Genomic DNA, 24,141 nt, shown 5'->3' with positions numbered 1-24,141 from the left:
GATGCGCAAAGCGGCATGGCTTGCCGGAATAGGTTTGATATTGCAGCTGCTGCTGCCGATCGGAACGGACGGCGCGAACGCCGAACGTTATTCCACGGCTTTGTCCGCGGAGGACATTTCGTTGCGGGGAGCGATGTCTTGGGGCCAAAGCTACATTCAGATCCCCGACTACTGGACGGTCGAAGGCGCGTGGCTCAGGCTGGACTACCGGGCGACTCCGCTTGCCCGAATGGAGCAATCCAGCGTCACGCTGCTGATGAACGGAACGCCGTTCCACTCCTTCCGGCCCGAACGGAGCGAAAACCGCACGGTCAGCCTGCGAGTGCCCGTTCCGACACGGCTGCTGGTTCCTGGCTCGAACGCACTCACCATTCAGGGCGGCGTTCGCACGCGCGATGTCGAAGAAGGCTGCGTTCCCGAAGACTACCGGGATAATTGGTTTCAAGTGCTCAGGTCGTCGGCCGCCGAAATCGATTATTCGGCGAAGCCGCTGGACGGGACGATCCGGGACTTCTACCATCGCTTCGCCGGCATGGAAGCCGCAAGCTTGGAGCGTCGCGTCGTCGTCGTGCCGGACGATGCAGCGAACGCCGAGCTGGAAGCAGCGGCGAACGCCATAGCCGGATTCGCGAAAGCAAGCGCCTCGATGGAGAAGCCGATTCCGCTCGAGTCCTTCTCGGAAGAGAGCTGGAAGTCACTTCCCTTCGTCGTGGCGGTATCGCTCCGGGAGCATCTGTCCCCCGAGCTGCTTAACTTGATCGACGAGCCCATGAATGGCGGGGAAGCGCTCATCCGGCTGCTCAAGACGAACACGGGGCATATGCTTCTCGTCACGTCGGACGATCCGGCGCTGCTCGAGAAGGCGGGGCGGCTGCTTGTCAACCAGGATCTGGTTTCCCAGCTTGACCGCGATACGCTGTCGGTCACGGACGAGACGGACGTCGCCACGCCGGCCGTATCCGTTAACCGGACCTTTAAGCTGACGGAAGCCGGGGATAAGCTGGTGGGCGCGCATCATCAATTCCGCACCTATTTCGTTTCCTTGCCGGCGAATCGCTCGATTGCGGAATCGAGCAAGATCAGGCTGGACTTCCGGTATGCCAAGAATCTGGATTTCAACCGGTCTATGTTGACCGTCCTGATCGACGACAAGCCGATCGGCAGCAAGAAGCTGAGCGAGGAATGGGCTGACGGCGATTCGTTGACGCTGCCGATTCCGAAGAACATGAACGTGACGGGTAATTTCTCGGTGACGGCGGCGTTCGACCTGGTGCTGAAGAGCGACTATTGCGCAAGGAACGGCGAAGAGATGCCTTGGGCTTACGTAGGCGAAGATTCGGCGATGCAATTGAATACGCTGGACCGCACCGACCTGCTGCTCGACAATTACCCCTATCCGTTCATTCGGGACGGCATCTTCCATAAGGTTGCGGTCGTGCTCCCGCGGGACAAGGACCGCAACGTTCTGGGCGCGGTCTCGAATCTCTTCAGCCTGCTGGGGCAATACGCGGAGAGCAACGCGGGCGAGCTCCGGTTCTATGAAGACGGTGACAATCCCGGCGCCTGGAAGGATCGCAACGTCATCGCCGTCGGCAGTTACGAGGAGAACGCTTTGATCCGGGACGTCAACGGCGACTTATTTTTCCGTTTCACCGAAGATGGGCGTACGTTTCTGCCGAACGAGAAAAAAAGCATCGATCCCGAATACGGTTCGCGGCTTGGAACGCTGCAATTGCTGGAGTCGCCTTACGGGAAGGGGCACGGCTTCCTGGCCGTCACCGGTCCTGGAAGCGAATCCGTTTATTTGGCCTCGCGGCTGATGGCTTCCGAAGCGGAGAGTTGGAAGATATGGGGCGACGCCGTGCTTGCGGACAAGGACGGCACGGTAGAGCCGTACCGGTTCAAACCGGAGGCCGAAGACGGGCCGGAGCGTACGCTCGAGAGCGTCCTGGAGCGGGAGGACGTGCTTCAATTTTTGACGGCCGCCGCTCTGGTGCTTGTCCTGGTATTGATGTCGCTGTTGCTGCTGGCGCGCAAATACCGAAGGAAGCGTGGTGGCGGCAATGAAACGTAACGCTGGCGGCTACATGTCCGACGCAGGGTTCCTGCTGTTCGTCATCCTCTGTTTTGTCGGCATTTTGTTCGTATCGGGGCAGCCGGACGCGTATATCCAAAACATTTTGTTCCTGAATGCCGCGTTCATGATCGGCATACTCGTTTATTTCACGGGCGTGACGACCGGGCTTGTTCTGAATATGGTGTTTATCTTCGCGTACGGAACGTACACGTTGTATCAATCCGTAGCAATCGGGAATACCGTAACGGGCCAGACTTACTTCTGGCTGCTGATGACGCCGCTCTACACGGCGGCCATATGGCTGATGACGAGCGGGATGAAGCGATTGCAGGCACAGAACGAATCGCTCAAGGAAGCGAATGCGAAGGTAGCGACGATGGATCAGAACACCAACCTGCGCAACAGCCTCTCCTTCCAAAAGGATGCGACCGTGTACATGGCGCTGTCCACCCGCTACGCCATCCCGCTCACGCTGCTTGTCATGCAGGTGCGCTACTGGAGCGACGTCCGCCGGTTGATTACCGAAGACGGGGTAACGGATGTGCTCATCCGGTTATCCGAGCTGAGCGAAACCAGTATTCGCGGCAATGATTTGTTGTACATGCTGGACAAGGAGAACGCCACGTGGGGATTGCTGCTGTTCTCGGACATGGACGGGGGGAAGGTCGTCGCGGACCGTCTCCGCGGCAATCTCGCTCGTTTCTATGAAAGGGACAGCGAGGGCGGCTATCGGGTCGAGCTCCAGCTCCGCATAGGCGAGTACGAATATGACGCGGAGACGGTGGAGTCGCCCCTCGATTTTATCGACAAAGCCAGGAAGCAGCTGGAGTATGACGTTTAAGAGGTTGTTTTAAAAGGAAATAAAGCCGTCCCGGAGGACGGCTTTTTTTCCGATGCTTAACGGACCCTAATTTCCACCGGCTCCGAATACAGGTCGTAAGGGGTCGAGGGGTTCAGATTCGACGTATGCCTGAACATGACGCGAGCCGTTCCTTTTTTGACGCCGACGATTTCATTTCCTTCGACCTTTATGGATGAACCGCCATCGATGACGACGATTTCCGGCGAGACTTTGTTTGTTTTGCCAAGCTGGGTTTCCGCGATCGCGGATACTCGAACCATTTCGCCTTTTTTTATTTTGTACTCCGTCTTCTCCGGAGCCAGCTTCACCGCCCAGTCCGATGCCCATTGCGCGTAATCCGTCGTTAGACTGTGCGTGCCCATGCCGTAATAACGCACCGTTTCGTCCAGATTTCGGAACGTCCACGGCCAGAGGGTAATACCGCGGTGTTTGGCGGCTTCCATAAATTTGGGCCCAATGCCCGGATAGCTCGAATTGAACGTCGAGTCCAGGTTCTGTATGACTTTCAACGTTTCCCTTAGCGACTTGTTGACGTTCGCCTCGTTCGCGTAGCCGCCGGTGAGGAAGCCGATCGACATTTCGGGCATCAGCCCGCCTAACCGCTTCAGCTGCGCGTCGTTGAACGAGATGACGGAAACCTGGTTTTCCACCCGCTTCTCCTTTATGAGCTTCACGAGAGCATCGACGATTTCCGGCTTGTAGCTCTTGATCTCCACGAAATGCTGCACGTCCTTGCCCTTGAACGCATCGAACACCTCGGCGAGCGTCGGAATCCGGGCGTCGGGGTAGGCTTGCGGAAATTGTTTGTTTGCTTTGAACGATTTAAGCTGCTCGAGCGTATAGTCCTCGACGTTGCCGGTCCCCGTCGTTGTTCGGTCCAAGGTCGGATCGTGCATGATGACGAGATGTCCGTCCTTCGAGAGGAAGATATCGTTCTCGAGCACGTCGGCCCCATATTCATAGGCCAGCTTAAATCCTTCCATCGTGTTCTCGGGCGCTAGCGACGGAATGCCGCGATGCGCGACGATGATGGGCTTGCGGACCAGCGCCAATCCGTGGTCGTAGGCTTCGAGGGCACGAATGGCTGACGCGGGAGAGTCGGTCACGATGCCGTTCACTCCGCGGGCAATCAGACGGTGCATGACGATACGCTCGTCATCCCGCTTCTCCTCTTCCTTCGCCCAAACGGTAATCAACCTCTCTTGCAGATAAGCGACCTGCTCGGTCGTAGCCGCATCCTGCGGAAGGAGAGCGATTCTCGCCATGCTCCGATTGGTCGTGCGGCGGATGTCCATGAGCTGCTGCTCCGATAACCGGCCGCCTTTCCCTTTCACGTCGAACTCCACGATGCCTCTCGCGATCGGGTACGCTTCTCTGGCCAGCTTCACGAGTTCGGGTTGATCCGATATGACGAAAGCATCCTCCACGCCGTTCGATCTCAAATAATCGGCAAGACGGCTGACGGTACGTTCATCCTCGACGTAAAAGGCGGGAATCATCAGATTGTTCAAAGCCTTTAGGACGTCATCTAGACTCCCGATCGTCTTCCTTCCTTGTCCTTCGGTCACATCCAAATTGCGGTTGACATGCAGAATTACCGTAGCGGGCAAGTCGGTCGCTCCGTCTGCGGTCAGCCGCTTCCATTGATCGATCGTATCGATCTCCGCAATGACGGACGGCGCCATCGCGACTCGCGTATCCGGCTCGGAGACGTTAACGAACTTTTCGGCCGGCATGGGAGGAAGCGGCTTTGTAAGCAATGTGACCTTTATATTGTCGGCCTTCAGCTTGCTGCCGTTCGCCTGCAGGCCGATTCCGCCCTTGGCGTATGCCGTTGCCGTATCCGAGTTGACGACAAGCGTTCCGTCGATCCATTCCTGGACACGGTTCCCGTAGGCTTTCACGGCGTAACGATACATCTTGCCTGCCGCGATGGCTTCGGTGTGCGAGCCTTTGTCCATGACGTTCCAGCCGTTCGCGGGCGTTCTCTCCGCGAATTCCACGCCGTTCACCGCGGTTGCGTTTTGCCTGACGGCCATTTGGTAATAAGGGTAATCGGCATTCTGGATTCGGAACATAAGCGAATGCCATCTGGCGTTATCGTTTGCTTCCATATGGGTCATATCCGCTTCGATCAAATAATTGCCGAACAGCTTCAAGTAGTCGGGCAGCAGCACCCGGGACGGATTGTTCGGCGCCGCGAGGGCGTCCATCACGAAGGCGCCGGACGATACCGCGGCATTGGAGGCCGTAGCGCCTTCTATTCTTCTCCAGCCGGTCGGCAGCGTCCCGTCGGTCGTTTCGTCGAAGTTTTCTTCGTACAGAACGTACTCGTGCTCCGTCGTGGCCTTCGCTACGACCAGCAAAGTAACCGTCGCGGCTCCGGACTTCGCCGTTACCGTGTGCACCCCTTTCTCAAGCACGTTCAGCTTTCCGCCATCCACGTATACGTTCGGGCTGGCCGAATTCCACTCCAATCGATCGCCTGTCACTTGACCGCTTGTCAGATCGTTAAATTTCGCCTGGAACGTAATGTCGGAAAGCCCGATCGCCGAACCCGCGTCCGCGAGCAAGTAACCTTCAGCATGATCAAGCGCCGTGATCTGCGGACCCGTCGCCGAAGGCGTTACCTCGATTTGCCGTTCCGTCCGGACATTACCGTAGACGGCCGTCACGGTCGCCTGTCCCGGGCCGACGGGATACAGACGATGATCGATGATTTGTATGACGGTATCGTCCGATGTATATAGCTTCACTTTCTCCGAAGGAACCGGATCATGAATGCCGTCCGAGAATGAAGCGGAGAACGAGAGCTCGACCGGCCCGGTCAACGCCTCCAGCGTGTCGGGCAATGATCCTTCCAAGCCTACCGCATACACGCGCGTGACCTTCAGGTTGTCGAACCGCACTTTGCTCTGATCCGCTTGGAAGCCTACTTTGCCGCGCTTCAGCAGATTGGCTGTCAACGTTTGGTCCATCAGCAGCTCGTAATTGGCATCCTCCGGCGATTTTATGTATTCTTTTACGTTGTTGCCTACCGCTCGGACCTTCAAGGTATAGATTTTGTTTAACTCGAGCGGCTGCTTCCATTGGCCGCTCGCGGGGACGGACCAGCTATTGTCCGGCTTCCGGTAGGCAATCTCGAACATCCCGTTCTGCCTGACGGCCATCTGGTTGTAAGGCTGCTTGCCGTTCGAAGCGCCTCTAAATAGGATGGCCGCCCATCTGCCGCCGTTCAGAACGCCTTCGAACGAGACATCCGCTTCGATGATGTAATCATCCCATTGCACGGGGGCGGAAATCCGGGCTTGCTTGCCAGCCGCATTGCCGTCGAACAACAAGCTGCCGTTGCCGTCCTCGGCCACTTGCACGGTCATCGGGGCGCTTCCCGCGTTCGTATCGGAGATCCAGCCGTACGGCGACTCGCCGCTGGCGTAACCGTCGAACGTTTCTTCCAGCAGCACATCCGAAACATGGCCGCTCACGGGCGAACTGTCGTCAAGCGCCAAGTTGCCGTAACCGCTCGTGTCGTTCCAGAACGAGACTGAGTTATAGGCGTTCCACATCATGGTAGATCCAGGCGTCAGAGGATCGTCGCGGTCGGTTACGCCGATGTCGAAACCAAGCGAGCGGGTAACGTTCGGATCCAGATTCAGCATCTCCCATGGTACGGCAATTTCGCCCGACCAGCCCGAATCCGTTTTCCGGATCGCTCTAAGCACTTCTTTTTCGTCTTTGCCGGCATGATTGGGAGCCGCGCCGAAATGGAATGACGGCGTTGACGTTCCCGGCTGGTACCCGATGCCGATCTGCATGTCATCGTTCACGAAAGGAGCGGATTTGTGGTTGCTTGGATCGAAGAATAGACCGATATTGTCCTGCTCGAACCAGTGACCGGCTCCGTCGTGAACGAGTTTGTCGTCCGCGACGTCTACCGCAACGTACAAGTAGGCGTGATCCCATAACAGGCCGAACCTGCCTTCCGCGGCCGGACCTTCACCCAGCTTGACGGTCATCGGTTCCTGAACGGTCCAGAACGCTTCTTCCGTTCGTCCGTCGATGACCGGCGGTGTCAACGTTTTGGTGGACGGCAAAGGTTTTCGCTCCCGCGTTCTCGGCTTGGACGGCCGGGCCGTGCACGTTGATCACCCCGAATGCGACAGCCGAGGCAACCAGGAAGCTCACTATCTTCTTCGTCTTCTTCATGTTCCATGTTCACCCTTTCGATCGTTATGATGCTCGCCTGACTCGTTCAAGGTAACAAAGAAAATGCCGGGAAATGTTATGGCGAAGTTTAGAGTTTATGAAATGGGGTTATATGGAACTAGTTTCGGGGAAAAAGGGGAAATATGAACTAATCGGCATCGGAGAGGAGTAAGGGTATGGCCGAACCGATGTTTATGACCCAAACAAAAAGAAGGCGGCGCAGGATTGATCCGCGCCGCCTTCTTTTTAAATTCAGTGATCCGTCAAAAAAAGCCGCCGCCGTAGCCCCCGCCGTAGCCCCCGCCGTAGCCCCCGCCGAAGCCGCCGCAGCCTCCTCCGCAGCCGCCGCCGCAGCCACAGCCGCCGAAGCCGCCGCCAAATCCGAAGCCGAACGGTACGAAGAACAGCGCGGCAATAAATGCTAGCGCGATGGCACCGCCGAAGAAGAAGAAGGAAACATGCGCTTTGTTTTTATTCCGTTTGGCATGGCGTTTTTTCATGCGATTGTAAGTGGGACCCGAACCTCTCTCGATGGTGGAAAAGTAGAGTCGTCCGTTTTTGAGCGCTTTGATTTTTCCGTAGATGCGTGACCCGTCTCTTAGCCTCGCTTGAACGGTTTTTCCGATATACGGCCGCAAAGCCGTTTCATTAACAGCAATTGGTTTCATATGAACACCTCGCTTTCGATAGGATATCTATTTACTATATTCCGTTCATACCTTCATAGATTGTATGAATAGCGGGGGCGCGCCAAAAGATAGGTTTCTCCGTGTTCCGTTTCTTTGTACAATTTTCCCACTGCCGGCAACCGGATTCTCTGTCAGGTCGTTGGAGCATGCTCGTATAATAGGGAGATGTCAGAGAAGGATGCCGCTAGATCCGCGAAACGAACCTACAGCTTGCGCTCGCGGCAAGCCTCCACGTTACTCCTTCACCGCGCCCAGCACGATGCCGTGGACGAAGTATTTTTGCAGGAAAGGATAGATAACCAGAATCGGGATGAGGCTGATAAAGATTTGCGCGGATTTTACGGTCCGCTGGGATAAATTTTTAATCGTCTCCGGATCCATGTTTGTGAAGTCGGTCTGGACGACGATCGTTTGCAGCAGCGTGGCCAGCGGCAGCTTCTCCACCTCGCGCATGTAGATCAGGCCGTCGAAGTAGGAATTCCAGTGCCCGACTATGATGAACAGCGTAATGGTTGCGATAGACGGCAGGGAAATCGGCAAATAGATGCGGAAGAACGTCTGGAAGTGGTTGGCGCCGTCGATGACGGCCGCCTCCTCCAGCTCCCGCGGAATATTGCGGAAGAAGTTCAGCATGAGAATGATATTGTACACGCCGACGAGACCGGGCAGGACAAGCGCCCACAACGTGTTGATAAGCCCCAGCTTCGTTATGAGAATATAACTCGGTATTATCCCCCCGCTGAACAACATCGTGAAGATGAAATACCACATATAGAAGTTGCGTCCTTTGAAAATAAATTCTTTCGACAAGGCATACGCCGCGCAGGCCGTCACGGATATGCTGAGCGCGGTGCCCAGCACGGTCCGTTGCACGGACATCCATGCGGATTTCATAAAGTTCGGGTTCTCGAACGTTTTATAATAAGCCTCAAGCGTAAAGTCCTTTGGCCAGAACGTGACCAGCCCTGCGTTCGCGGGCGCCGGGCCGCTGAAGGAAACCGCCAGCAAATGAATGAGCGGCAGAATGCAGAGCACGGACAAAGCAATGAGGAAGAGATGGTTGAAAGCCGAAAATACGCGGTAGCCGTATGTTTTATGGTACATGCCGGTTTGTAGCCTCCTTAGGGGCGGATTCGATTAGAAAATGCGGTAGTTGGCGAAACGGTAAGCCAGCGCATAGGACACGACGATCAGCAGCAAGCTGACGACCGATTTCATCAGTCCGACGGCCGTGGCGAAGCTGTATTGCCCGCTGAGCAGTCCTTCGCGATAGACGAACGTGTCGATAATGTCCCCTTTGTCATAGACAAGCGAGTTGTACAGGTTGAAGATTTGGTCGAAATTCGCGTTCAGAACGCCTCCGAGCGCAAGCGTGCCGACGACGATTAGGATCGGCATAAGCGCTGGAATGGTGACGTGAATCGTCTGCTGCCACCGGCTCGCGCCGTCTACCTCGGCGGCTTCGTATAGAGACGGATTCACCCCTGCGAGCGCGGCAAGAAAGACAATTGTGCTGAATCCGAATTCCTTCCACACATCGCTTACAATGACGACAACGCGGAACCAGCCCCCTTCGCCAAGGAAGAAGATCGGCTTGATGCCGAGCAGCCAGCCGAGGAATTGATTGACGATACCGGTCTGCGACAGCATGTCTAATAGAATGCCTGCCAAGACGACCCATGAAAGGAAGTGCGGCAAGTAGACCAGCGTCTGTACGGAACGTTTAATGAGTGACTTTCGGACTTCGTTCAACAGCAGCGCGAATATAAACGGCACGGCCAGGTTTAACGCGATTTTGATGCAGGCGAAGAACAGCGTATTGCCTAATATGCGGATGAAATATTCGTTCTGCACCAGATAGCGAAAGTGCTCCAGCCCTACCCACTCGGAGCCGAAGAGGCCTCGCTTTGGCTTGAAATGTTGGAAAGCCATCAGGATGCCTGACATCGGAAGGTATGCGAAGATAAAGGTGAAGACGACGGCCGGAAGCGCCATGAGATGCAGCATCCAGGTATGCTGCCGCATGGGATGAATATAACGCGCCTGGCGTCCTGCCGCGGCAGGAGGTTTGGTTGACGGCTCAGGTTGACGCAAGTGGAAGTACCCCCTTTTCGAATAAACGCGAATTCATATATACTTCATCTTACTGGCTGGCAGGAACCGTTCCCATAAGGCGTTGTTAGGCGGGTAGGGTTTCCTTAGGCATTTGGGAGAAGAAGGGGTCATATACGATGAATGTTCGCGGCAATTTGTTCAGGAAGCTGAATTTAGGCTTGGCTCTTATGTTTCTCGTCATTATGGCCGTATACGGAATTGCGCATCAACGGACAACGGCGATCCTGCAGGATGAAATCCGCCGATCCAATCTGCAGAAGCTGATGCTTCTAGCGGGCGAGCTTGACAGCAAAGTGCGGCAGATGGCCGACTTCCAGCTGATCCTATTGACGGATTCTTCCGTCAAGCAGTTCGCCTCCCTCTATATGGATCCGCTCGACTACGACCGGATCGAGAACCGCTCCGCCATCCGGGGCACAATGGCTTACAAGGAGAATACCTTCGCGCAGTGGAAAAGCTCGTACGCCGTCTATTCCGTGTTCAACGACGAGCTGATCGCCCTGGATAACAGAGTGTATCGCAAGGAGCTGTTCACCGATCGGCTGTCCGCCAAGTGGGAGCTGCTTCCGGAAGGCGGCGCAGAGACAGGCGACAATGGGCGCAATTTCTATAAGTTCGCCTTGGACGGCATTATCCGGAATAACAAGGCTCTCCATGCGACCACAATAGTAGGCGCTTCCTTCCCGGAATCGAACATTCGGGACACGCTCGACCGGGCGACCGAAGTCGACAGGGGGACGATGCTGCTGTACGACATGGAGGATCAATACATCGAAGGCAGCCGGAAAGAAGAAAAATTGACGGCGTTGATCATCGGGCAATTGAAGGGCCGGACGGTAGGCGATTCGTTCCAGTTTACCTTTGGGGCGGAAAGACGCCATTTCCTGGTTACCGGAGTGAAATCGGATAGCCTGGGATGGCATATCGTGGATTGCACGCCGCTCAGCGACGCCATGAAGCCCCTGTCCGTCGTGAACCTCTTCTTCTACGCGGTATTTGTCCTGCTCTTTATCATTTCGATCGTGATGTCATACATGCTGTACCGGCAGGTGCTCTCGCCAATGAAGACGCTGATGAGAGGGCTGAAGGCGATTCAGTCCGGCCAATATTCGGTTCGGATCAAGACGGAACGTAAGGATGAATTTCACTTCGTTTTTGACCGGTTCAACGAGATGAGCAAGCAGATCGGAACGTTGATCGAGCATGTGCTCAAGGAGCAGCTGCGGGCTAAGGATGCTTACCTGAAGCAGCTGCAGGCCCAGATCAATCCTCATTTCCTGTACAATTCGATCGGGTTTATGATCAACATGATCGAGATGAAGCAGGACAAGGTCGCCGTCTCGATGGCGCATAACTTAAGCGACTATTATCGCTACATGACTCGCATCGATATGACGGAGGTGCAGCTCAGTAGCGAGATCGGGGCCGTCATGAATTATTTGGACATCCAGCGGATGAGAAATCCGCGGTTAGGGATTGAAATCGATATCCCGGAGGAGCTGCACGGGCAATTGGTGCCGAGACTCATCCTTCAGCCGCTGGTGGAGAATGCGGTCATGCACGGGCTAAGAGGCAGCGTTCGGCCGGCAGTTATTGCGATTCGGGGCGGCATGGAGGGGAACCGTACCTGGATTGAGGTGGCGGATAACGGGAGAGGAATGGCCGAACCCGAACTTGAGGCCTTGCGGAGCGCGATGCTGGCTCCGGAGGATCCGCCCGTCGGATATGGATTATGGAATGTCAGGCAGCGGCTTGCCCATAGGTATCCGGCGGGAGCCGAGCTTGCTATAGAGCAGGCGCCTGTCGGCGGTCTGATCGTGCGGTTAATGTGGATCGAATGGGACCAGTCGGGTCCGCTCGATCCGGAGGAAGGAGAACAATGACAATGAGACATCTGTTGATCGTGGACGATGAAGCGCATTGGGTAGACAATCTGGCCGATCACAAGCCATGGGATGAGCTCGGCATCGATGTGGTTCACAAAGCGTATTCCCCGCTTGAGGCGCTTGAGCTGATGGATACTTTTCCAATCGATATCGTCATCAGCGATATTGCCATGCAAGAGCTCTCCGGGCTTGAGCTGATCGAAGAAATAGCGAAGAAGAGGACGGAGACGGTGTGTATTCTGTTCTCCGGTTATTCGGAATTCGAATACGCGAAGCAGGCGATGCGGCTGAATGCCTTCGACTATTTGCTCAAGCCGGTAAAGGACGAGGAGTTGTTCCGCGTTGTCCGCAAGGCGCTGGAGCAGCTGGATCAGAGGGAAACGGACCGGCGGGCCGTTCAGAAGCTCAGGTATACGGTGGGCGAAAATTTGCCTCTCATCCGCAGCCATCTGCTCCGTTCCTGGCTGACGGGCAGACGCGGATACATTCCTTGGCGGGAGCAGGCGGAGCGTTACGGACTTCCGTTCGAAGAGTCGGACAAGGTATGGATGATGCTGCTCCGGCTGGAGAAGGACGCCGACGCCGCATTCGCGGAAGCTGCGGGAGCCGATCGGGATTGGGTCGAATTTGCCGTGCTCAATATAGCCGAAGAGTGGATGGCTCCCGATTTCCACGTATGGGGCTGCCGGGACGACCTCGGCTATCTTGTCCTGCTGCTTAAGCCCATGGAGGAGACGGAAGGCGTGCTGCATCTTCTGGAGCGGGTCATGCTCGGGCTGCAGCAGAAGCTGAAAGCGATACTAAAGGAGCCCGTGTCGCTGTTTTTGACGGACGAACTGAATTTCCCGGAGGGTGTCCATGCCACGTACGGAAAGGCGGTCGCCAGCTTCCGGCAGCAGGTCGGCGACAGGCAGGAGCTGATCCTGTTCGAATCTCCGGCGCCAAGCGCCGCACCGAAGTCGCTGAGGACGCTGCAGAGCTCGCCGACGTTGCTGCAATTGCTGGAGATGTCGCAATGGGAGCAGGCCCGTCTTCGGCTCGACGAGCTGTTCAAGGAGCTCGGAAGCCATTGGCCGGAATCGCTTGAGCATCTGCTTATCGCCGGGATGGAAATTAGCACGGCTTACATTCAGCTGATTCACCGGAACGGCTCCTACTTGAGCCAGCTGGCTCCCGAGCTAATGGCTTCGCTTAGCGATTATGCGCCTTTCCGCTCGATTGCGGCATTGCATAAGTGGTCGGACGACATGTTCCTTCTTATTCTGGAGAGACAGCGGCAGGAGGTGCAGACGAGCAGGCAAAGCATCATCCGCAAGGTGCATCAATTTATCGAGGATCGTCTGCATGCCGACGCCTCGCTGAGGGCGATCGCCGACGCGGTCCATGTGCATCCCACTCATCTATCGAAAATATACAAGCTGGAGACCGGGCAGAGCTTAAGCGAATATATGACGAATGTCCGGATGGACAGGGCGTGCCGGCTTCTCGCCGAGAGCGGGCTGAAGGTATACGAGATTTGCGAGCGGGTCGGCTACATGGATCCTACGCACTTTATCAAGGTGTTCCGCAAGTATTACCATATGACGCCGCAGGAGTACCGGGAGCGCCATTCGCCCTCTTCGGAATGAACGAGCAATGAATAACAAACCCCTATTAAACTAACAAACCCTTATGGTAACGCATACAGCCGATTGCTAAGATGAACGTATTCCACACCATACCACAAGGGGGAGAACAAACATGATCACGAAGAAAACATGGCTTAAGCCGCTGCTCGTATCCGTCTTATCCATCGCGCTGCTATCCGCGTGCAGCCAGGGAGGGAACGATAAGCCGAGCAACGAAGAGCCGGTCGCCGAACCGACGAAAGCGGCCGAATCCGCCATCGTAGACGGCAAATATACGACGCCTATCGAAATTACAAGTGTCGGGCGCCAGCGGAAATATACGAACGGGGACACGAAGGAAAACAATGTCCACAGCCGCTGGGCGGAAGAGAAGCTTGGCATCAAGATCAAGAACATCTGGGAACCGGCGAACACGGACCAGTACAAACAGAAGCTGCAGCTGGCGTTGTCCTCCGGCGAGGAGATTCCGGACTTCGTTCCGTATTACGACGATCCGGTCGTTATCGGCCAGTTGATCGACTCGGAAGAGTTCATGGCCATCGACGAGCTGTTCGAGCAGTATGCTTCTCCGGTCTTGAAGGAACATGCGGAGAAGCATCCGGAAATCTGGTATCCGTATACGAAGGACGGGAAGAAGTACGCGCTGCCGATCCTGGAAAATTTGGACAACGATAACACCGCGCTATGGTTCCGAGAGGATTGGATGAAGAAGCTGAACCTGTCCGCGCCGAAGACGATCGCCGACCTGGAGATCATTATGGAGCAATTCAAGAACAACAATCCGGACAATCTTCCTCCGGATCAGGTATATCCGCTCACGGGCGCGATGAAGTCCGGCTACAACAGCTGGATGGGATCGCTGGAATGGGTGTTCGCCGCTTACGGCGAAGTGCCCGAGCAATGGAATATGGCAGAGGACGGCACGTTGCGGTACGGATCCATTCATCCCGGCACGAAGCAGGCGCTTGCCAAGCTGAACGAATGGATGAAGAAGGGGTACATTCACCCCGACGCGGCGTTGTGGGACGAAGGCAAGTCCGCCGAGATATGGACCAAAGGCAATGCGGGCATCCTGCCCGGCGCGCAATGGATACCGGACTGGCCGGCTCCGGACTTGGTCAAGAACGTGCCGCATGCCGAATATAAGGCGTATCCGATTCCGGCCGGACCGGACGGCAAGATCGGGACGAAGTGGAGAAGCAGCACGGGCGCGAACGGCAATATTCTGATCAGCAAAGACGCAAAGCATCCTGAAGCCATCTTTGTTTATTACAATTACTTATTGGAAAATTACGCAAACCCGTCGGTAGGCGGAGAGTTCGAGTACGGATTCGCCCAAGGGTACGACTGGGACATTGTGGATGGGCAGCCGACAAGCGATCCGGCGAAGATCAAGGATTATAACAACGAGTTCATGTTCATAACCGGATTCAACAACAACCCGGCCGTCATCCCCGACTTGTATATGATGACTCTCGTCAAGCTGGCGAACGGCGAGCAGCCGGAAACCCCGTACGAGAAGCTGCTGGCACAGAAGCGAAAGCCGGAGAATTGGTATGGCGCCAAGGTCGTTATGGATCAGAAGGATATTCGCCGCAAAAATTATTTTAACGGCGCTCCGACAGAGACGATGCAGAGCAAATGGAATCTGCTGAAGCAGTCGGAAGCGGAGACGTTCAACAAAATCATCTACGGCAAGCTGCCGCTCGACGAGTACGACGCGTTCGTGGAGAGATGGAAGAAGAACGGCGGGGAACAGGTCACGAAGGAAGTCAATGAATGGTATCAATCCGTATCAGGCAAATAATGGATGTCAATGGATAAACGTTTGCCTTTGCTGTTGGCGGCCGCGCTCTTGCTGGGTGCGGCCGTTCTGCTTGACACGATGGATGGCGGAGACGGGAATGGAGGAACAGAGATGTGGGAGATACTGCCGGCAACGTCGCAAGGAGGTTTTTTGCGGCCAACTATGGAGCTTCGCGAGTTATCGGGGGGATGGATTCCGGTCCAGAACGGAATGCCGGTTCCTTCTTTCGAGCCGCAGCGGAGATTGACTATGCCGCTAGGCGGAGAATGGCGCAAGGAGCGCTTCGACAGCGGCAATGAGCGTTCGATGGCTCCGCGCAGTCGGGAATGGGTCACTCTGGTCGAGGCGGAGTCCGGCGGGCGAACCGGAGAGAGCTACGAAGATTCGGCTTGGGCCGCGACGATCCTGCCGCGGCCAGAGAATACGATGACGGATGAGGAAAGCCCGTCCGGCGCGGAGCATTACGAGAACGGCGTCTGGTATCGACGCGCGTTCGAGCTGGGTAAGGAGTGGAACGGCAAGGCTGTTACGTTGAAAAGCCTTGGAATCAACTATGTTTGCGATATTTGGATCAATGGAAAATGGGCGGGGTATCACGAGGGCGGCTTCACGCCGTTCGCTCTGGATGTGACGCCGCTGGTCAAGGAAGGCGCCAACACGATCGTCATCCGCGTCGACAACCCTCCCTGGGGCAGCAGGATCGACACGATCCCGGCGATCAAGGATACGGATTTCTTTAACTATACCGGCGTCATCCAGGACCTTTATCTGGAAGCGGCTCCGTATGCGTATCTCGCCCGTCTGGATGTGGTCCCTCTGGACGAACAAGGAACGATCCGCGTCAAGGCGGTTGTTGAGAACCGTTCGGATCAGGCGGCGGCCGTAACGCTAACGGGCAGTTTATTCGAAGCGGTCGACGATCTTCGGCAACGGTTAGCCTCCCCTTATGCGGATACCATTATAGCGTCCCAAGCGGAATCGGACGGTTGGGAGGAGCGCGAGGTTGCGCTGAAAGCCCGCGAGATCGCGGCCATAAGCTGGGACGTGCGAATCCGGAACCCGAATCTGTGGGATATGGAGCATCCGAACCTCTATGTGGCGGAGCTTAAGCTGGCGAGCGGCGGCAAGGAGGAGGACGGCTTGACGACCCAGTTCGGAATACGGACCTTGAAGACGGAGGGAAGCCAAATCCTTCTGAACGGCAATCCTGTATTTTTGCGAGGCATTGCCCGCCATGAGGAATGGCCCCTCTTCGGCCGTACAGCGGAATGGAAGCGGATAGCTGACGATCTGCTGCAAATACGCGGCCTTTATGCGAGCATGGTCCGTACCGCCCATTACCCTAACCATGTGTACACCTATCTGTTGACGGATCGCATTGGACTAGCGGCCATGAGCGAAATTCCGCTTTGGCAGTTCGAGACCATCCATTACGAGACGCAAGAGAAGAAGAGACTCTCCGATCAAATGTGGCGCGAGATGATCTTCTCCCAGTACAACCGGCCTTCCGTTCTGATGTGGAGCACGCAGAACGAAAGCAAGGATGTGCTGCTTCGGAAGGCGTACAACGAGCGGCTTGTTCGCGATTCGCGGGAGCGTTACGATGACGGAAGGCTTATTACTCAAAGCGCGGCCGCGGATCAGCCAGGAGCGCATGACGAATCGATGGAGCCGCTGGATGTTGCTTCATGGACGATGTACTTCGGCATTTTCCATGGCGGCGAAGCATACGAAGGGACGAAGCGGTTTCTGGAGGAAACCCACCTCCGCTGGCCGGACAAGCCGATTCTGAATACGGAATACGGCTACTGGAGCCGTGAGGACAATAGCGAGGCGGACACGCAGGTGCGGATGTACGAGGAGACGCTGAGGGCCTTGCTGGAGAAATCGGCTGTCGACTCCGGCGGTCGGGCGAGACCGGATGGTTTTTTGGCCGGCATTGATTATTGGCCGATGTACAACTGGTACGTCAATCACGGCCAGTGGGTGCAGACGATGGGACTCTATCATATGGACCGCGAAACGGAGAAGCCGGTCAAGTTGAAGCTGGAGCGGGATTACGCCGCCATTGCAGGGATAAAGGGCAGGTAGCGGACATACGCGCTATTGACGAAGAAGAAGCGGGACTTTCCATCCAAGGGAAGTCCCGCTTGTTATTGCTGGCATAATTCGGTCTAATGGGCGCCCTCTATTCTACTAATGATGCTGAGTTCGCTTACATAAATATAGATTGAGGAGCTATACCGCTGGACAACATGCCTGTACAGCTTGAGAAGCAAGCAAGGCGAAGGGGAGATGGGAAGATGTCCGCACGGACCGTCATCGTCAGTGGAGCTCGAACGCCGTTCGGCAAGTTCGGAGGGAGCTTGAAGGGAGTGCCTGCCGTTCGGCTTGGCGGCGAAGCGATCAAGGAAGCGGTGGAACGGGCAGGCTTGCGATCGGAACAAGTAGAGAAAACGATCATGGGGATGGCGCTGCAGGGAGGCGCAGGGCAAAATCCGGCCAGGCAAGCGGCGAGGCTTGCCGGTTTGCCTTGGGATACGCCTGCCGAGACGGTAAGCAAGGTGTGCGCGTCCGGTCTCCGCGCGATCACGCTGGCCGACCAGGTCATTCGCGCGGGCGACACCGACATCGTCGCGGCTGGCGGCATGGAAAGCATGAGCAGCTCGGTCCATGCGCTCGCCGGCTTGCGGTGGGGGAATCGGATGGGCAACGGGACGGCGGTGGACCTGATGATTCACGACGGGCTGCAGTGCCCGTTCGACGACGTGCATATGGCGGTGCACGGCAGCAACGTGGCGAAGGAATACGGGGTCTCGCGGCAAGAGCAGGATGACTGGGCGCTGCGCAGCCATCTTCGGGCGGTACGGGCGATCGAGGATGGAAAGTTTCGGGAGGAGATCGTTCCGATCCGGATACCCGGCCGGAACGGGACGGAGCTCGTCGTCGATCGCGACGAAGCGCCGCGCGCCGATACGAGCCCGGACGCCCTGTCCCGGCTGCTTCCCGTCTTCGTGGCGGACGGAACGATTACGGCGGGCAACGCGCCGGGGGTGAACGACGGAGCGGCTGCACTGATCCTCATGTCGGAGGACAAGGCAAGCGAGCTCGGAACGAAGCCGCTCGCCCGCATCCTCGGGCATGCGGAATCCGCGCAGGAAGCGCCTTATATTGCGACGGCGCCTGCGCTGGCGATACAGAAGCTGCTCGCGAAGACCGGGCATCGGATCGAGGATATCGACCTATTCGAGGTGAATGAGGCTTTCGCTGCCGTCGTGCTGACGAGCGGCCGAATCGCCGGCTGGGATCCGGAGAAGGTGAACGTCAACGGAGGCGCGGTCGCCCTTGGCCATCCCATCGGGGCAAGCGGGGCGAGGATCGTGCTTACGCTCGTGCACGAGCTGCGCCGCCGCGGCGGCGGTCTCGGCGTAGCGGCGATCTGCAGCGGAACGGCGCAGGGCGACGCGGTGCTCGTGCAAGTGTAAAAGGAGGGGAGATCTTGACGACGATACGTCAACTGATGGTCGTAGGAGCGGGGCAGATGGGCAGCGGCATCGCGCAGACGGCGGCAGCGGCGGGCGTGCGGGTGCTGCTCCACGATCTTTCGCCTGAGCGTGCAAAGCTGGGACTTGATGCGCTAATGAGCCAGGCGGAGCGCGACGTGGAGAAGGGGCGGAAGAGCGCGGAGGAAGCAGCCGCGATGCTGAACCGGATTGCGATATCGTCCGACATTGCCGATGCTGCCGGCGCGGATCTCGTCATCGAAGCGATCGTCGAGAACCGCTCGGCCAAACAGGACGTCTTCCGCCGACTCGATGCGGTCTGCGCGGAATCCGCGATACTGGCGAGCAACACGTCTTCGTTGTCGATTACGGAAATTGCCGCGGCGACGGGGCGGCCGGACCGGGTCGTGGGCATTCATTTTATGAATCCGGTGCCCGTCATGCCGCTCGTGGAGCTGATCCGCGGACTTGCCACCTCTGAGGGTACGTTCCGGGCCGCCGAAAGCTTTGCCCGCTCGCTGGGCAAGACGCCGGTCGAAGCGGGCGATAGTCCCGGCTTCGTCTCCAACCGGGTGCTGATGCCCATGATCAACGAAGCTATCTACTGCGTATATGAGGGCGTGGCCGTTCCCGAGGCGGTGGATGCGATCATGAAGCTTGGCATGCGGCATCCGATGGGACCGCTCGCGTTAGCGGACCTGATTGGTCTCGATACCTGTCTTGCGATCATGGAAGTGCTGCATCAAGGCTTCGGTGATCCCAAGTACCGGCCTTGTCCGCTGCTTCGCAGCTATGTTCACGCCGGCTGGCTGGGGAAGAAGGCGGGCAGAGGGTTCTACGTGTATTAGCTCGCGCATGTTTACGCCAACATGACTAAACAGCAGAGGAAGTGGATGCGATGCTGCTGCCGCTCACGAACGAACAGGAAGCGCTGCGCGCCATGGTCAAAGATTTTGCGAAACGGGATATCGCCGCTTGCGTCGCGGACATGGAGGACAAGGACGAATTCCCGCTCGCGCTGATTCGCAAGATGGGGGAGCTCGGCTTCATGGGAATCGCCGTTCCCGAGTCGTACGGAGGCGCGGGGGCGGACTATCTGTCGAGCGTGATCGCCATTCACGAAATATCGAAAGTAAGCGCGGCCGTCGGCGTCATCGTCTCGGTCCACAGCTCGGTCGGCACCAATCCGATTCTGTACGACGGCGACGAAAACCAGAGAAGCCGCTACGTGCCGCGGCTTGCCGCAGGCGAAGCGCTCGGCGCGTTCGCGCTTACCGAACCGAGCGCGGGATCCGACTCCGCGGGCATCCGCATGACGGCGGTGAGGCAAGGCGACCGCTACGTTCTGAACGGGACGAAGACGTTTATTACGAACGGCGGATACGCGGATACGTACGTGACCTTCGCGGTGACGGACCGGACCAACGGCACCAAAGGGATCTCCGCCTTCATCGTGGAGAAGGGGACGCCCGGACTTACGGTCGGGAAACGCGAGAAGAAGCTTGGGCTGCACGGTTCCAGCACGACGGAGCTCATCTTCGAGAACGCGGAAGTGCCGGCGGATTGTCTGATCGGCAGGGAAGGGGACGGCTTCCGCATCGCGCTCGATCATCTCGATGCCGGAAGGATCGGCATCGCGGCGCAGGCGCTCGGCATCGCGGAAGCGGCGCTCGCCTGCTCGTTTGATTATGCCGGCAAGCGGCATCAATTCGGCAAGCCGATCGCGAGCCATCAGGCGATCTCGTTTAAGCTGGCCGACATGGCGACCGGCATCGAAGCGGCAAGGCTGCTCGTCTACCAAGCGGCGGCCATGCGCAGCCGCGGACTGCCTTGCGGGAAGGAAGCTTCGATGGCGAAACGGTTCTGCTCCGATACCGCGATGGCTTGCGCGACGGAGGCGGTCCAAATTTTCGGCGGGTACGGTTACATGCGCGAATACCCGGCGGAGAGACTGTTCCGGGATGCGAAGGTGACGCAAATCTACGAGGGCACGAACGAAATCCAGCGGCTCGTCATCTTCAAGCACTTGCTTAAGGAAGGCGGATAAGGAGGGCATTGCCATGGATAAGCAGGCACCAAGACAGGAACCCATGCGGCCGGCACGCCCTATTCGTTTCGTGACGGCCTCCTCCTTGTTCGACGGGCACGACGCTTCCATTAACATGATTAGGCGGCTGCTTCAAGCGGCGGGAGCGGAAGTCATTCATCTCGGCCATAACCGCTCCGCTGAAGAAATCGTGCTTGCGGCGGTACAAGAGGATGCGCAGGCGATCGCGGTCAGCTCTTACCAAGGCGGTCATGTCGAGTTTTTATCCTACATGGCGGACCTGCTTCGGGAATGGGAGGCGTCCCATATCCGGATTTTCGCGGGGGGAGGCGGGGTCATTATTCCGGCGGAAGCCGAGTACCTGGAGAAGTACGGCATCGCCAAAATATTCACGCCGGAGGACGGCCGCACGCTCGGCCTCGAAGGCATGATCGGCCGGATGCTTCGCGAATCCGATTATGGGACGCCAAGGGATCTGCAGAAGGAGCAAAGCCGGCTGCGAAGCGGCCATCCCGCGGCGTTGGCGCGTCTCGTCACGACGGCCGAAGAAAGATCCGGCGATGAGGCGGAGGCCTTCGCGAACATGATGGCGGACATCGGGAAGGCGCTTCCCCGCGTTCCCGTCATCGGCATGACCGGTACGGGCGGAGCGGGCAAAAGCTCCTTGACCGACGAGCTGGTCCGCCGTTACCTACGCTATTCGGCGGACGGTAAAGTGGCCGTAATCTCCATCGATCCGACCAAAATGAAGACGGGCGGCGCTCTGCTCGGCGACCGCATCCGGATGAATGCGATCGGCGGGCCGCGCACGTTCATGCGGAGCATGGCGACGCGCGGATCGGGCAAGGAGCTGAGCGGAGCGACGAAGGATGCCGTCGATCTCGCGAAGGCGGCGGGCTTCGACTGGATCTTCGTGGAGACGAGCGGTATCGGCCAAGGCGATTCGGCGGTCAGCGCGCTCTGCGATATTTCCGTTTATGTCATGACCAGCGAATACGGAGCACCGTCGCAGCTGGAGAAAATCGATATGCTCGATTATGCCGATCTGATCGTCATCAACAAGTTCGAACGGCTCGGTTCCGAGGACGCGCTGCGGGACGTCAGGAAGCAGTACCGTCGCAGCCGCGGCGGGCTGGCGGGCGTGCCGAACGAGGAGCTGCCCGTATTCGGCACGATCGCAAGCCGATTCAACGATCCCGGCACGACCGCGCTATTTTCCTGTTTGGCGGATGCGGCGGAGAAGCTGGCAGGTTCGGCCCATTCTTCGGCCGTCCCGGAGACTTCCCTCGCCAGGGTGACGAAAGCAAGCTCGATCATCCCGCGCGAGAGGATCGGCTATTTGGGAGAAATCTCGCATACGGTCCGGGAGCGCAATCGTTTTATTGAAGAGCAGGCCGAACTCGCGCGTAATATTGACCGGCTGAGAGGCGCCCGAACGCTCACGGAAGACGGCTCATGGGCAGTGCTGCCGGAAGCGGAGGCCAGAGGGGTCGCGGAGAAGCTGGATGCGATGGCGGCCAACCTGGAGAAGCGGCTCCATCCGGAATGCAGAGCCTTGCTCGAAGGCTGGCCGTCCGTTCGGGAAGCGTACGGATTGGAACGGGAAGCCGGAGCCCGAACCCGAAGCGGCGGCAAGGAGATCTCCGAGGCGCTATATTCGGTTTCGCTTGCCGGCTTGCGAATTCCGCGAATCAGCCTTCCCCGTTACTCATGCCCCAGTGACGTGCTGCGATGGCTGCTGACGGAGAATTTGCCGGGCTCGCCTCCTTATACCGCGGGCGTCTTTCCTTTGAAACGGCGGGACGAGGAGCCGAAGCGGCAGTTCGCGGGCGAAGGCACGCCGGACCGGACGAACCGAAGATTCCATTATTTGAGCCGTCACGACGATGCGAAGCGTCTGTCCGTCGCGTTCGACAGCGTCACCTTATACGGGCAGGATCCCGGGCTGCGGCCCGATATTTACGGGAAGATCGGCAACAGCGGCGTTAGCGTATGCACGCTGGACGATATGGAGAAGCTGTTCCGCGGCTTTGATCTATGCAATCCGTCCACCAGCGTCTCCATGACGATCAACGGGCCGGCGCCGATCGTGCTCGCCATGTTCATGAACGCGGCCATTCGCCAGCAAATCGGGAAGTTCGCGCGGGAGCACGGCCGCGAGCCGAACGAAGCGGAGACGGGGCAATTGCGGGCATGGACGCTGCGAACGGTGCGCGGGACGGTTCAGGCGGATATTTTGAAGGAAGATCAAGGCCAGAATACTTGTATCTTCTCTACGGAATTCGCATTAAAAATGATGGGCGATATCCAGCAATATTTTATCGACCGTGGCGTGCGCCATTATTATTCGGTCAGCATCAGCGGCTACCATATCGCCGAGGCCGGTGCCAACCCTATCTCCCAGCTGGCGTTCACGCTGGCGAACGGATTCACGTACGTCGAATATTATTTGAGCCGGGGCATGGCCATCGACGACTTCGCTCCTAATCTCTCCTTCTTCTTCAGCAACGGCCTCGATCCCGAATACGCCGTCATGGGCCGCGTCGCCAGACGCATTTGGTCCACCGTCATCAAACACAAATACAAAGGCAACGAACGGAGCCAGAAGCTCAAATACCATATTCAAACATCCGGCCGCTCCCTGCATGCGCAAGAGATGGATTTTAACGATATCCGTACGACGCTCCAGGCGCTTCTCGCGATCTACGACAACTGCAACTCCCTGCACACGAACGCTTACGACGAAGCCATCACGACGCCGACTGAGCATTCCGTGCGAAGGGCTATGGCGATTCAAATGATCATCAATAAGGAGTTTGGCCTCGCGAGGAACGAAAATCCGCTTCAAGGATCCTTCGTGATCGAGGAATTAACCGATCTCGTGGAGGAAGCGGTGCTCGCGGAATTCGACCGCATCCATCAGCGGGGCGGCGTGCTCGGCGCCATGGATACCGGGTACCAGAGGGGCAGAATCCAAGAAGAGTCGCTGCTGTACGAAGGACTGAAACATTCGGGGGAGCTGCCGATCGTAGGCGTGAACATGTTCCTGAATCCGCATGATGGCGATATCCTCGCCGCCGAACCCGAGCTGGCCCGTTCCACCGATGAGGAGAAAGCGACTCAGCTGGCCAATCTGAAGGCGTTCCAATTAAAGCACGAGAAGGCTTGCACCGAAGCGCTGGAGCGGCTGAGGAAGTCTGCTTTGGCAGGCGGCAATCTGTTCGAGGAGCTGATGGAGACGGTTCAATACGCTTCCTTGGGACAAATTACGGCGGCTTTGTTCGAGGTCGGCGGGCAATATCGGAGAAACATGTAATGCGA

At 57.4% G+C, this 24,141-nt stretch carries 14 protein-coding genes; 10 read left to right on the top strand and 4 right to left on the bottom strand.

Annotated features, from left to right (window positions below):
* Position 1: 1 nt before the first annotated feature.
* Both RB620_RS19285 and RB620_RS19280 read left to right on the top strand, forming a co-directional pair.
* Positions 2-2,074, top strand: coding sequence for a cellulose biosynthesis cyclic di-GMP-binding regulatory protein BcsB (locus tag RB620_RS19285; RefSeq protein WP_308097120.1), 2,073 nt, complete (start codon positions 2-4; stop codon positions 2,072-2,074).
* Positions 2,064-2,918: a GGDEF domain-containing protein gene (locus tag RB620_RS19280; RefSeq protein ID WP_308097118.1), complete on the top strand. Its 855-nt coding sequence runs from the start codon at positions 2,064-2,066 to the stop codon at positions 2,916-2,918. Before RB620_RS19285 ends, RB620_RS19280 begins: the two co-directional genes overlap by 11 nt.
* 56 nt (positions 2,919-2,974) lie before the next feature.
* Here RB620_RS19280 and RB620_RS19275 read toward each other — a convergent pair whose 3' ends face one another.
* From RB620_RS19275 to RB620_RS19260, 4 genes are all read right to left on the bottom strand, one after another.
* Positions 2,975-7,033 carry a glycerophosphodiester phosphodiesterase family protein gene (locus RB620_RS19275; RefSeq protein WP_308097116.1) on the bottom strand — a complete coding sequence of 1,353 codons (4,059 nt, stop codon included), beginning with the start codon at positions 7,031-7,033 and terminating at the stop codon, positions 2,975-2,977.
* A 375-nt stretch (positions 7,034-7,408) separates the two neighbouring features.
* Positions 7,409-7,813 (bottom strand): hypothetical protein, encoded by a 405-nt coding sequence (locus tag RB620_RS19270; RefSeq protein ID WP_308097113.1) that lies wholly within the window; start codon positions 7,811-7,813, stop codon positions 7,409-7,411.
* A 255-nt stretch (positions 7,814-8,068) separates the two neighbouring features.
* Complete coding sequence (locus tag RB620_RS19265; RefSeq protein ID WP_308097111.1) at positions 8,069-8,938, bottom strand: carbohydrate ABC transporter permease; 870 nt, start codon at positions 8,936-8,938, stop codon at positions 8,069-8,071.
* A 33-nt stretch (positions 8,939-8,971) separates the two neighbouring features.
* Positions 8,972-9,859 (bottom strand): ABC transporter permease, encoded by an 888-nt coding sequence (locus RB620_RS19260; protein WP_308097153.1) that lies wholly within the window; start codon positions 9,857-9,859, stop codon positions 8,972-8,974.
* A 206-nt stretch (positions 9,860-10,065) separates the two neighbouring features.
* Between RB620_RS19260 and RB620_RS19255 the strand changes: the two genes are divergently transcribed.
* The 8 genes from RB620_RS19255 to icmF all read left to right on the top strand — a co-directional run bounded on the left by RB620_RS19255 (position 10,066) and on the right by icmF (position 24,136).
* Positions 10,066-11,832, top strand: a complete 1,767-nt coding sequence (locus tag RB620_RS19255) for a sensor histidine kinase (RefSeq protein ID WP_308097109.1) — start codon at positions 10,066-10,068, stop codon at positions 11,830-11,832.
* Positions 11,833-11,834: 2 nt separating this feature from the next.
* Positions 11,835-13,463: a helix-turn-helix domain-containing protein gene (locus RB620_RS19250; protein ID WP_308097106.1), complete on the top strand. Its 1,629-nt coding sequence runs from the start codon at positions 11,835-11,837 to the stop codon at positions 13,461-13,463.
* Between the two features lie 112 nt (positions 13,464-13,575).
* Entirely contained in the window at positions 13,576-15,270 is a 1,695-nt protein-coding gene (locus tag RB620_RS19245; RefSeq protein WP_308097104.1) for an extracellular solute-binding protein, read from the top strand.
* A 3-nt stretch (positions 15,271-15,273) separates the two neighbouring features.
* Positions 15,274-17,361 (top strand): glycoside hydrolase family 2 TIM barrel-domain containing protein, encoded by a 2,088-nt coding sequence (locus RB620_RS19240; protein WP_308097102.1) that lies wholly within the window; start codon positions 15,274-15,276, stop codon positions 17,359-17,361.
* A 164-nt stretch (positions 17,362-17,525) separates the two neighbouring features.
* The gene (locus tag RB620_RS19235) at positions 17,526-18,755 is read left to right on the top strand and encodes an acetyl-CoA C-acetyltransferase (protein WP_308097101.1); all 1,230 of its coding nucleotides are present in this window, start codon (positions 17,526-17,528) and stop codon (positions 18,753-18,755) included.
* A 14-nt stretch (positions 18,756-18,769) separates the two neighbouring features.
* Entirely contained in the window at positions 18,770-19,621 is an 852-nt protein-coding gene (locus RB620_RS19230; protein ID WP_308097099.1) for a 3-hydroxybutyryl-CoA dehydrogenase, read from the top strand.
* A 50-nt stretch (positions 19,622-19,671) separates the two neighbouring features.
* A complete protein-coding gene (locus RB620_RS19225) occupies positions 19,672-20,820 on the top strand; it encodes an acyl-CoA dehydrogenase (RefSeq protein ID WP_308097097.1) in 1,149 nt (382 codons plus the stop codon).
* Positions 20,821-20,833: 13 nt separating this feature from the next.
* The gene (icmF, locus tag RB620_RS19220; RefSeq protein WP_308097095.1) at positions 20,834-24,136 is read left to right on the top strand and encodes a fused isobutyryl-CoA mutase/GTPase IcmF; all 3,303 of its coding nucleotides are present in this window, start codon (positions 20,834-20,836) and stop codon (positions 24,134-24,136) included.
* Positions 24,137-24,141 lie beyond the last annotated feature (5 nt).

The sequence above is a fragment of the Paenibacillus sp. LHD-117 genome (assembly GCF_030929555.1).
Classification (GTDB): Bacteria; Bacillota; Bacilli; order Paenibacillales; family Paenibacillaceae; genus Pristimantibacillus.
The sequence above is the reverse complement of the archived record's forward strand: the minus strand, read 5'-3'. Positions and strand labels throughout refer to the sequence as shown.

What these genes read in the sequence shown, in the direction of transcription:
- RB620_RS19255 (WP_308097109.1), top strand. Translation starts at nt 10,066, where the DNA reads ATGAATGTTCGCGGCAATTTGTTCAGGAAGCTGAATTTAGGCTTGGCT.
- RB620_RS19240 (WP_308097102.1), top strand. Translation starts at nt 15,274, where the DNA reads ATGTCAATGGATAAACGTTTGCCTTTGCTGTTGGCGGCCGCGCTCTTG.
- RB620_RS19235 (WP_308097101.1), top strand. Translation starts at nt 17,526, where the DNA reads ATGCCTGTACAGCTTGAGAAGCAAGCAAGGCGAAGGGGAGATGGGAAG.
- RB620_RS19265 (WP_308097111.1), bottom strand. Translation starts at nt 8,938, where the DNA reads ATGTACCATAAAACATACGGCTACCGCGTATTTTCGGCTTTCAACCAT.
- RB620_RS19225 (WP_308097097.1), top strand. Translation starts at nt 19,672, where the DNA reads ATGCTGCTGCCGCTCACGAACGAACAGGAAGCGCTGCGCGCCATGGTC.
- RB620_RS19280 (WP_308097118.1), top strand. Translation starts at nt 2,064, where the DNA reads ATGAAACGTAACGCTGGCGGCTACATGTCCGACGCAGGGTTCCTGCTG.
- RB620_RS19250 (WP_308097106.1), top strand. Translation starts at nt 11,835, where the DNA reads ATGAGACATCTGTTGATCGTGGACGATGAAGCGCATTGGGTAGACAAT.
- RB620_RS19285 (WP_308097120.1), top strand. Translation starts at nt 2, where the DNA reads ATGCGCAAAGCGGCATGGCTTGCCGGAATAGGTTTGATATTGCAGCTG.
- RB620_RS19260 (WP_308097153.1), bottom strand. Translation starts at nt 9,859, where the DNA reads ATGCGGCAGCATACCTGGATGCTGCATCTCATGGCGCTTCCGGCCGTC.
- RB620_RS19245 (WP_308097104.1), top strand. Translation starts at nt 13,576, where the DNA reads ATGATCACGAAGAAAACATGGCTTAAGCCGCTGCTCGTATCCGTCTTA.
- icmF (WP_308097095.1), top strand. Translation starts at nt 20,834, where the DNA reads ATGGATAAGCAGGCACCAAGACAGGAACCCATGCGGCCGGCACGCCCT.
- RB620_RS19270 (WP_308097113.1), bottom strand. Translation starts at nt 7,813, where the DNA reads ATGAAACCAATTGCTGTTAATGAAACGGCTTTGCGGCCGTATATCGGA.